Below are 7046 nucleotides of genomic sequence, written 5' to 3'. Positions count from 1 at the left end.
GTCCACGACCCCGACGGAAACGCCGTCGACCTCTTCGCCCCGCTCAGCGATAGCGAGGCTGGGTCATCATGAGTTCGCTCTCCTCACGGTGGATGACCTCGTCGTGGCCGATCTGGCGGAACATGTCGGCCAAGTGGTCGTATGACCCGTAGTCGGCCTCGAAGCTGCTGACGAACGGCACGTCCTCCCAATCGGGATGCTCCTCGACGAGGTGCGCCTACTCGTGCGCGGCGTGGTCCTCGAAGTCGGCGTTCAGGCGGTAGCTCCACCTGGGTCGGACGACGAACATCATCCACGACAACTGGTAGTACAGGACCGCCAGCACCTGCGGGCTCATCCGACCCTTGAGCCAGTGTCGGCGCTTGTCGTCGGTCAGTTCCTCGAGGATCAGGAGGTGCCACTGGTCGTTGTCCTGCTCGAAACGAGCAACCCCGCGCACGGTCGTACACGCGACGGGCGAAATCGGGCCGTTTGGACGTGTGCGTCATCGCCACGTAGGCCACGCTCTCCCACGCCATGTACGGAACGCGTGCCACGACTTCGATCAGCCGGAACTTCTCGAGCGTCCGCTCCTTGCCGTACACCAGGTCCATCGTGGCAAACAGGAGCTTGGCACTTCGCGAGTAGGCCCGACGCGGTCGCGCGAGCTGCTTCAGTTGCTCGGCCACCATCTCGTCGTGATCGAGCCGCTTCATCGGCCCGAACGGCGGCCGGACACCGATCGCCTCACCGACGGGACCCACGGCGCTCATCGAGCCACCGAACCGTGCAATGGTATGCACGTTCGGGGGATTCTGATGACATCATCATGGAACCGATCATTGCCGTCCCGAGCACCGTGCGCCAGCGACGCCAGCGACACCCTCCAGCCCTGAACTGCGCCGTGTTCGTGCCTGACACGCCCACCCGGCGACTCAGCGGGAACAGGCGACGAGCAACTCGTCGAGCAGCCCGCGTGATCCCGCGGTCACCGGTCGTCGGCGCGCGTCGTGGTCCAACGTGACCAGGTCGCGTCCCACCGCATCCGTCGCCACTCCCCCGGCTTCCTCCAGGATCAGCACCGCCGCCAGGTAGTCCCAGATGCCGATCATCCCCTCGTCGAAGTCGACCGAACCGTCGAAACCCCCGGGCAGCGCGACCGACGCGATGTCGAGCGCCGTCGAACCCATGCTCCGGAACTGTGCCGGATGGAACGACTCGGGCGGGCGCGCGTTGACCGCGATGATCGCGTCGGCCAGCGACGGAGTCGTCCCGACTCGTATCGGACGACCGTTTCGCGTGGCGCCCGCACCACGAACCGCCGAATACCGGTCGCCGGTGCGCAGGTTCGAGACCATCGACACCTCGGGGATCTCATCGACGACGAGGCACAACGCGGTGGCGCACCATGGCAGGCCAAGGGCGGCATTCGTCGAACCGTCGAGCGGATCGACGACGACGATCAGGTCGTGCTCGCGACGCTGATCCGCGTTGGTGATGCCGCTCTCCTCCGAGAGCACCGCGAAACCGGCGTCGTGCAGCAGATCGAGGCACACAGCGTCGATCGCGACGTCGATCGCGTACTGCGTGGAACGCCGCCCCGACATCGCCCAGTCGTCGTTTCCGGCGAGCAACCCCGCGGTGCGATCGCAGATCGCGCCGAAGAGCGCGAGAACGGTCTCGGGCTCCACGGTCGGATCGTTCGGGCGGTCCACGCCTCGGGACGGTAGTGTCCGCACCGATGGCTGTCATCGACGTTGCGGGATTTGTTGCCGACGTGAAAAGTCAGGCGATCGACCACGGGTTCCACGTCCACGACGAGCGGCACTTCGTCGAGACGTATTCCTTGCGCCAGTTGTGGGAGGTGGACCTGCACCCCGAGGAGGCATGCTCCGGCCCGATCGACCTCCACCTGTCACTCGATGTCGACCCCCGGGCGATGCTCGGATTCGAGGACGAGGTCATCCGCCTCGAGGAACTCGACGACGGGCCACCCACCGGCTTCACGTTCACGATCCTCTTCACCTGGACGCTGCCACCGCTCCCCGAGCCACCGGACCTGCTCGTTCTCGCCACCGACCTGGCTGGGATCGGCGGAATCGACCTGCCGGTCGAGGTGTCCGCGATCGACTCCTTCCCGAGCGTCACCGACGCCCCGGAGCGCAGCCTGTCGATCGTCGCGAAGATGACCGTTGATCTCGCCGACGTCTACCTCACGAACGACGACGCCATCGGCGTGGCGCTCGAGCGGTGCAAGCACGTCAGCCTGTACCTGCTCGATCGGGCCCCCGCGTGGCTCGACGACCTGTGACCCTGCTCGACCCTTCAGACCCGGAGACACACCCATGCGAGTGCACGAACTGATCGACATCCTCAACGACCAGCCGCCGGAGGCCGAGGTCGAACTGGCGATCATCGCCCCGGTCGACGGCGACAGCGACGACATCACGGTCGATCGCTACTTCGTCGACGGTGTGCTGCCCTGGCAGGACTCCGAGGACGACGACGGCGCGGAGATCGAGGACGGCGAATTGTCGATCTGGCTCGTCGGAGGCGAAGAGGGTGACGTGAACGCGTTCCTCGACGCCATCGAACAGCCCGACGCCTGATCGTCACCGCGCCTTCGGGGCGGTAGCTCAGTTGGTTAGAGCAGGCGACTCATAATCGCTCGGTCGTGGGTTCAAGTCCCGCCCGCCCCACACGAACACCGGATCATCGCCGACAAGTCATCATCGCTCGGTCGTGGGTTCAAGTCCCGCCCGCCCCACCACAGCACGTTCTGAAACGACGAAGACCCACCGCGTGGACGGTGGGTCTTCGAGCTCCGGGAGCAGGGCTCGAACCTGCGACCCATTGATTAACAGTCAATTGCTCTGCCAGCTGAGCTATCCCGGAATGGCAAGCGTGGACGCTATCTGGCTCCCCCTCGCCATCCCACGTCGCCGGACCAAAACACGCCGCGATTCACGCCGCGATTCAGAACGCAGCGATGAAGGCGTTGCTCGCCACCACGTTCGCACCCGCCGACTTCACGTCGCGGACGATCTCGCGGTCGTTGGTGACCACGATGACGGGACTCTCGTCGGGCAGGTGCCCCACCTCCGAGCGAATCACGTCGTCGGCCGTCGTTCCCGCCGGCGAGTACACGACGCGGATCATCTTCCGTCGGGGGGCGTGTGCGCCGGGGACCGAATCACCATCGAACACGACGACCACGGTCGCCGCGTGACGACGAGCGAGGTTCTCGCAGCGCGCGATCAGCGCGTCACGCTGTTGCTCGAGGCTCCGGTCGGGCCAGGCGAGCTTCGCGACGTTGTATCCGTCGACGAGGATCGGCGCGCCCTGGTCGATCAGGTGACGCGCCGCCGCGGCCGACGTCGAGATCAGCCCACCGGGAAGTGGCAACGTCCGGCGCGGTGACCGAACCCGGTGCTCGTCCGGTCGAACCGGAGTCTCCGCCACGACGAGCGCTTCGATCCGCGCGACGAACTCGCGGGACGCAGCTGCCATCTCGGCGAGCCGGTGTTCTGCACTGATCAACGCATCAGGATCGATGTCCGACTGTGGTACCGCCGGTTCGGCGCCATCAGCAGCAACAGAGGATCCAGCAACGGCAGCTCCGGACTCGATGCTGCTCGCCAATACCTCGGCCCGCTCGACGGCTGCCGCCTCCCGGTCCCGTGCATGGCGAGCCTCGTTGCGCGTGTCGATCAACTCGGCGCGCACTTCGTCGAGGGCCTCTCGGGCCTTCGCCAGATCTGCTCGGAGATCATCGAGTTCGGTCGCCTGCTCGGCGAGGCGCGCCTCGTGCTGCATCGACTCGACCTGGATCCGTGCGGTCGCCTGCTCGGCCGCGATGCGGCGCTTCTCCGCACGTTTCAGATCGCGTCGCAGGTCCGATGTCGCCGCTTCCTGGCCTCGCTCGGCGATGACCGCCGCTGCCTCGGTCTCCCATCCCGCACGGCCGGACAGCCAGAGCATCCCAACATCGTCCACGAGATCCTCGACGGCGATCTTGGACACCGCGGCGCGGAACTCGGGGTCGGCCTCGACGACTCGCCGGATTCGTCCCAGCGAACTCGACGGCACCCGCGGGCGACCCAGGAACGGCTTGAGATCCTTCGGGAAGACGAGCGGCGAGCGACGTTTCTGCGACTCACCCGCGATGATCACCACGAACTCGAGCGCCGACCGCAGGTCGCGATGCTCGATCGTCGTCATCCTCCGAACCTACCCTGGCGATGTCGCGTCCTCGCTTGACACGGGTACACGTGTTCGTGTTCACTCGGTCCAATGCGAGTTGGGGATGCTTCCGGAGTCGATCTGCAACGTTCGTTCGATGATCTGGGTGTCCCGCTCAGCGACGTGACGTTCTGCATCCTCGACCTCGAGACCACCGGCGGAAACCGCAACGACGACATGATCACCGAAGTCGGCGTGGTCAAGGTGCGTGGAGGCGAATGCATCGGCACGTTCCAGACCCTCGTCAATCCCGGCCGTGCGATTCCGCCGAAGATCGCCGTGCTCACCGGCCTCACCGATTCGCTCGTCGCACCCGCACCGCGCATCGAGACGGTGCTGCCCTCCCTCTTGAGCTTTCTCGGCGATTCGGTGCTCGTCGCCCACAATGCCGGGTTCGACGTCGGATTCATCCGCGCCGCCCTCGCGCGAGCGGAGCGTCCGACCTGGAACGGGACGATCGTCGACACCGTGCACCTCGCGCGCCGACTCGTCCGCGACGAGGTCCCCAACTGCAAGTTGTCCACGCTCGCATCCCGCCTCCGGCTCGGCCATCAGCCCAGCCATCGAGCGCTCGACGACGCGTGGGCCACGACCGACCTGCTCCACCTCCTCATCGAGCGCGCTGCGGGACTCGGGGTCCTCGGACTCGACGATCTCGTCGCGCTCGGCAAGATCGGTGGACATCCGATGGCGCCGAAACTGAAGCTGACGGCCGATCTCCCCCGCACCCCGGGCGTGTACATGTTCCGCGGTCACGGCGACGCCGTGCTGTACGTCGGCAAGGCGACGAACCTGCGCCAGCGCGTCCGCAGCTATTTCGGCAGCGACGACCGCCGCAAGATCGGACCGATGCTGCGGGAGACGACTGCGGTCACACACGTCGAACTGCCCGACCCGCTCACCGCCGAGATCGTCGAGACACGCTTCATCGGCAGCCTCCTTCCCCGCTACAACCGGCGCGGCACCCGTGCGGCCAAGTACTGCTACGTCAAACTCGATGTCGACAGCGCATGGCCACGTCTGTCGATCGTGAAGAACCCTGCCAAACAGGGCGTGCACCTCGGCCCGCTTCCGTCGCGGACGATGGCGACACTCGTCGTCGACGCGCTGCAGACCGCGCTCCCCCTGCGCCGCTGCACACAACGGCTGGGCCGGAACCACGTGGCCGCCCCCGACGCTCCCGTCTGCAGCGCAGCCCAGCTCGGTGTGGCCCATTGCCCGTGCTCGGGAACCGCAGATGCCAGCGACTACTCGGCGGCCGTTGCGCTCGCCGTGCGCGCGATCGAGGGGGACCCCACCTTCGTCGTCGATCGGCTTCGGCAACGGATGACCAAGCTCGCCGGCCAGCAACGATTCGAAGAGGCGGCACTGACCCGCGACCGCCTCTCGGCACTGCTCGGCGCAATCCGCCGGACGCTGCTGTTCGCAGCGCTCGCCCGGGCGGGTCGAGCCGAGGTGAGCAACGGCGATACCACCTGGATCATCGCGGACGGCGCGCTCGTCGACACCCGGACCACCGCCACGCTCACGGCTGCCCTGCCCATCGTTGCGCTCGGGTCGATCGATGTCGGCCGACCTGCGGCGCGCGAGCACGCCGACGAGGCACTGTGTCTCGCCAAGTTCTTCGACAAGCACGCCCGTCGACTGAGCGTGACCTGCGACGGCGAGTGGACCTTTCCGATCGCCTCGAGCGAGGCGATCGCCCCGCTCGAGCGCGCCGCCTGATCTCGACGGACCGGACGCGAGTTCCGTGTCGGAGCGTCGGCCTGGCAACATGCGGGCATGCCGATCACCGCCGTCAACGACCTCGAAATCTGTTACGAGAGCTTCGGGCCCGACGATGCGCCTCCCGTACTCCTGGTGATGGGTCTCGGAGCGCAGATGAACCTCTGGCCGCCCGGGTTCATCAGCGAACTGCTCGAACGCGGCTTCCGCGTGATCCGCTTCGACAATCGAGATGCCGGTCTGTCCAGCAAGTCGGACGGTGCACCCCCCGACGTGATGGCGATCTTCACCGCCGCCGCAACCGGTGCTCCGGTGAATGCTCCGTACACGCTCTCGGCCATGTCCGGCGACGCGGTCGGACTCCTCGACGCACTCGGCATCGAACGAGCCCACATCGTCGGCGCGTCCATGGGCGGGATGATCGTGCAGATGATCGCGATCGAACACCCTGATCGCGTGGCGTCGATGACGAGCATCATGTCCACCACCGGGGCCCCCGACGTCGGCCAGCCCGAACCGAGCGCGATGACGGCACTGCTCAACCCTGCACCCGCCGATCGCGAAGCAGCGATCGCCCAGGGTGTGGCCACCTCGCGGGTGATCGGCGGTTCGCTGTTCGACGAGGAGCGGTCACGAGAGGTGGCGGCCGAGTCCTACGACCGGTGCTTCAACCCCGCCGGCTTCGCGTTCCAGATCGCTGCGATCTCGGCCACGGGAGACCGCACAGCACGCCTCCGCGAGGTCGAGGTGGCAACGCTGGTCATCCACGGCCGCGAGGATCCGCTCGTCACACTCTCGGGTGGCGAAGCAACCGCAGCAGCCATTCCCGGCGCCGATCTGCTCGTGCTCGCCCTGATGGGTCACGACATTCCGCCGCTGTACTGGCCGCAGATCGCCGACGCGATCTACAACGTCGCCGTCAGGGGCGACGCCTCGATCTGACGCTCCCACAGACCGCGGATGGCGATCGGACTGGCGATCGAGACGCCGGATGTCAGGCGACGAGCTGCCGCGTTCCGGCGGTGTCGATCGCGAGGATCTTCGTGTGCCCGCCGGCGGGAAGCGCGGCGGCCACGGTGTGCGCCCGGGCCGGATCGACG

Annotated in this window: 8 protein-coding genes and 2 tRNA genes; 5 read left to right on the top strand and 5 right to left on the bottom strand. The window is 67.0% G+C overall.

Annotation, left to right across the window (positions count from 1 at the left end; translation table 11 throughout):
• Nucleotides 1–43 precede the first annotated feature (43 nt).
• From WBV89_RS01410 to WBV89_RS01400, 3 genes are all read right to left on the bottom strand, one after another.
• Nucleotides 44–181, bottom strand: coding sequence for a hypothetical protein (locus tag WBV89_RS01410; protein ID WP_423979551.1), 138 nt, complete (start codon nucleotides 179–181; stop codon nucleotides 44–46).
• Between the two features lie 36 nt (nucleotides 182–217).
• On the bottom strand, nucleotides 218–439 hold the full coding sequence (locus tag WBV89_RS01405) for a hypothetical protein (RefSeq protein WP_423979550.1): 222 nt from the start codon (nucleotides 437–439) through the stop codon (nucleotides 218–220).
• A 475-nt stretch (nucleotides 440–914) separates the two neighbouring features.
• Complete coding sequence (locus tag WBV89_RS01400) at nucleotides 915–1694, bottom strand: inositol monophosphatase family protein (RefSeq protein ID WP_423979549.1); 780 nt, start codon at nucleotides 1692–1694, stop codon at nucleotides 915–917.
• Between the two features lie 26 nt (nucleotides 1695–1720).
• Here WBV89_RS01400 and WBV89_RS01395 point away from each other — a divergent pair, with 26 nt between their 5' ends.
• The 3 genes from WBV89_RS01395 (at nucleotide 1721) to WBV89_RS01385 (ending at nucleotide 2678) form a co-directional block, all read left to right on the top strand.
• A complete protein-coding gene (locus tag WBV89_RS01395; protein WP_040492397.1) occupies nucleotides 1721–2290 on the top strand; it encodes a hypothetical protein in 570 nt (189 codons plus the stop codon).
• A gap of 40 nt (nucleotides 2291–2330) precedes the next feature.
• The gene (locus WBV89_RS01390) at nucleotides 2331–2588 is read left to right on the top strand and encodes a hypothetical protein (protein WP_423979548.1); all 258 of its coding nucleotides are present in this window, start codon (nucleotides 2331–2333) and stop codon (nucleotides 2586–2588) included.
• A gap of 16 nt (nucleotides 2589–2604) precedes the next feature.
• Nucleotides 2605–2678: transfer RNA gene (locus WBV89_RS01385), tRNA-Ile, on the top strand.
• A gap of 123 nt (nucleotides 2679–2801) precedes the next feature.
• Here the strand turns inward: WBV89_RS01385 and WBV89_RS01380 are convergent.
• A tRNA-Asn gene (locus WBV89_RS01380) sits at nucleotides 2802–2874 on the bottom strand.
• An 81-nt stretch (nucleotides 2875–2955) separates the two neighbouring features.
• Nucleotides 2956–4200, bottom strand: coding sequence for an NYN domain-containing protein (locus WBV89_RS01375; protein ID WP_423979547.1), 1245 nt, complete (start codon nucleotides 4198–4200; stop codon nucleotides 2956–2958).
• 72 nt (nucleotides 4201–4272) lie between these two features.
• Here WBV89_RS01375 and WBV89_RS01370 point away from each other — a divergent pair, with 72 nt between their 5' ends.
• Both WBV89_RS01370 and WBV89_RS01365 read left to right on the top strand, forming a co-directional pair.
• On the top strand, nucleotides 4273–5946 hold the full coding sequence (locus WBV89_RS01370) for a DEDD exonuclease domain-containing protein (protein ID WP_423979546.1): 1674 nt from the start codon (nucleotides 4273–4275) through the stop codon (nucleotides 5944–5946).
• Nucleotides 5947–6003: 57 nt separating this feature from the next.
• Complete coding sequence (locus WBV89_RS01365) at nucleotides 6004–6888, top strand: alpha/beta fold hydrolase (protein ID WP_423979545.1); 885 nt, start codon at nucleotides 6004–6006, stop codon at nucleotides 6886–6888.
• Nucleotides 6889–7046: the final 158 nt, after the last annotated feature.

Origin of the sequence: Ilumatobacter sp., from assembly GCF_049588435.1 — a bacterium.
Classification (GTDB): domain Bacteria; phylum Actinomycetota; class Acidimicrobiia; order Acidimicrobiales; family Ilumatobacteraceae; genus Ilumatobacter_A.
Note: the sequence above shows the minus strand (reverse complement) of the source record. Positions and strands in the feature narration are given on the sequence as shown.

What these genes read in the sequence shown, in the direction of transcription:
- WBV89_RS01395 (WP_040492397.1), top strand. Translation starts at nt 1,721, where the DNA reads ATGGCTGTCATCGACGTTGCGGGATTTGTTGCCGACGTGAAAAGTCAG.
- WBV89_RS01375 (WP_423979547.1), bottom strand. Translation starts at nt 4,200, where the DNA reads ATGACGACGATCGAGCATCGCGACCTGCGGTCGGCGCTCGAGTTCGTG.
- WBV89_RS01370 (WP_423979546.1), top strand. Translation starts at nt 4,273, where the DNA reads ATGCGAGTTGGGGATGCTTCCGGAGTCGATCTGCAACGTTCGTTCGAT.
- WBV89_RS01365 (WP_423979545.1), top strand. Translation starts at nt 6,004, where the DNA reads ATGCCGATCACCGCCGTCAACGACCTCGAAATCTGTTACGAGAGCTTC.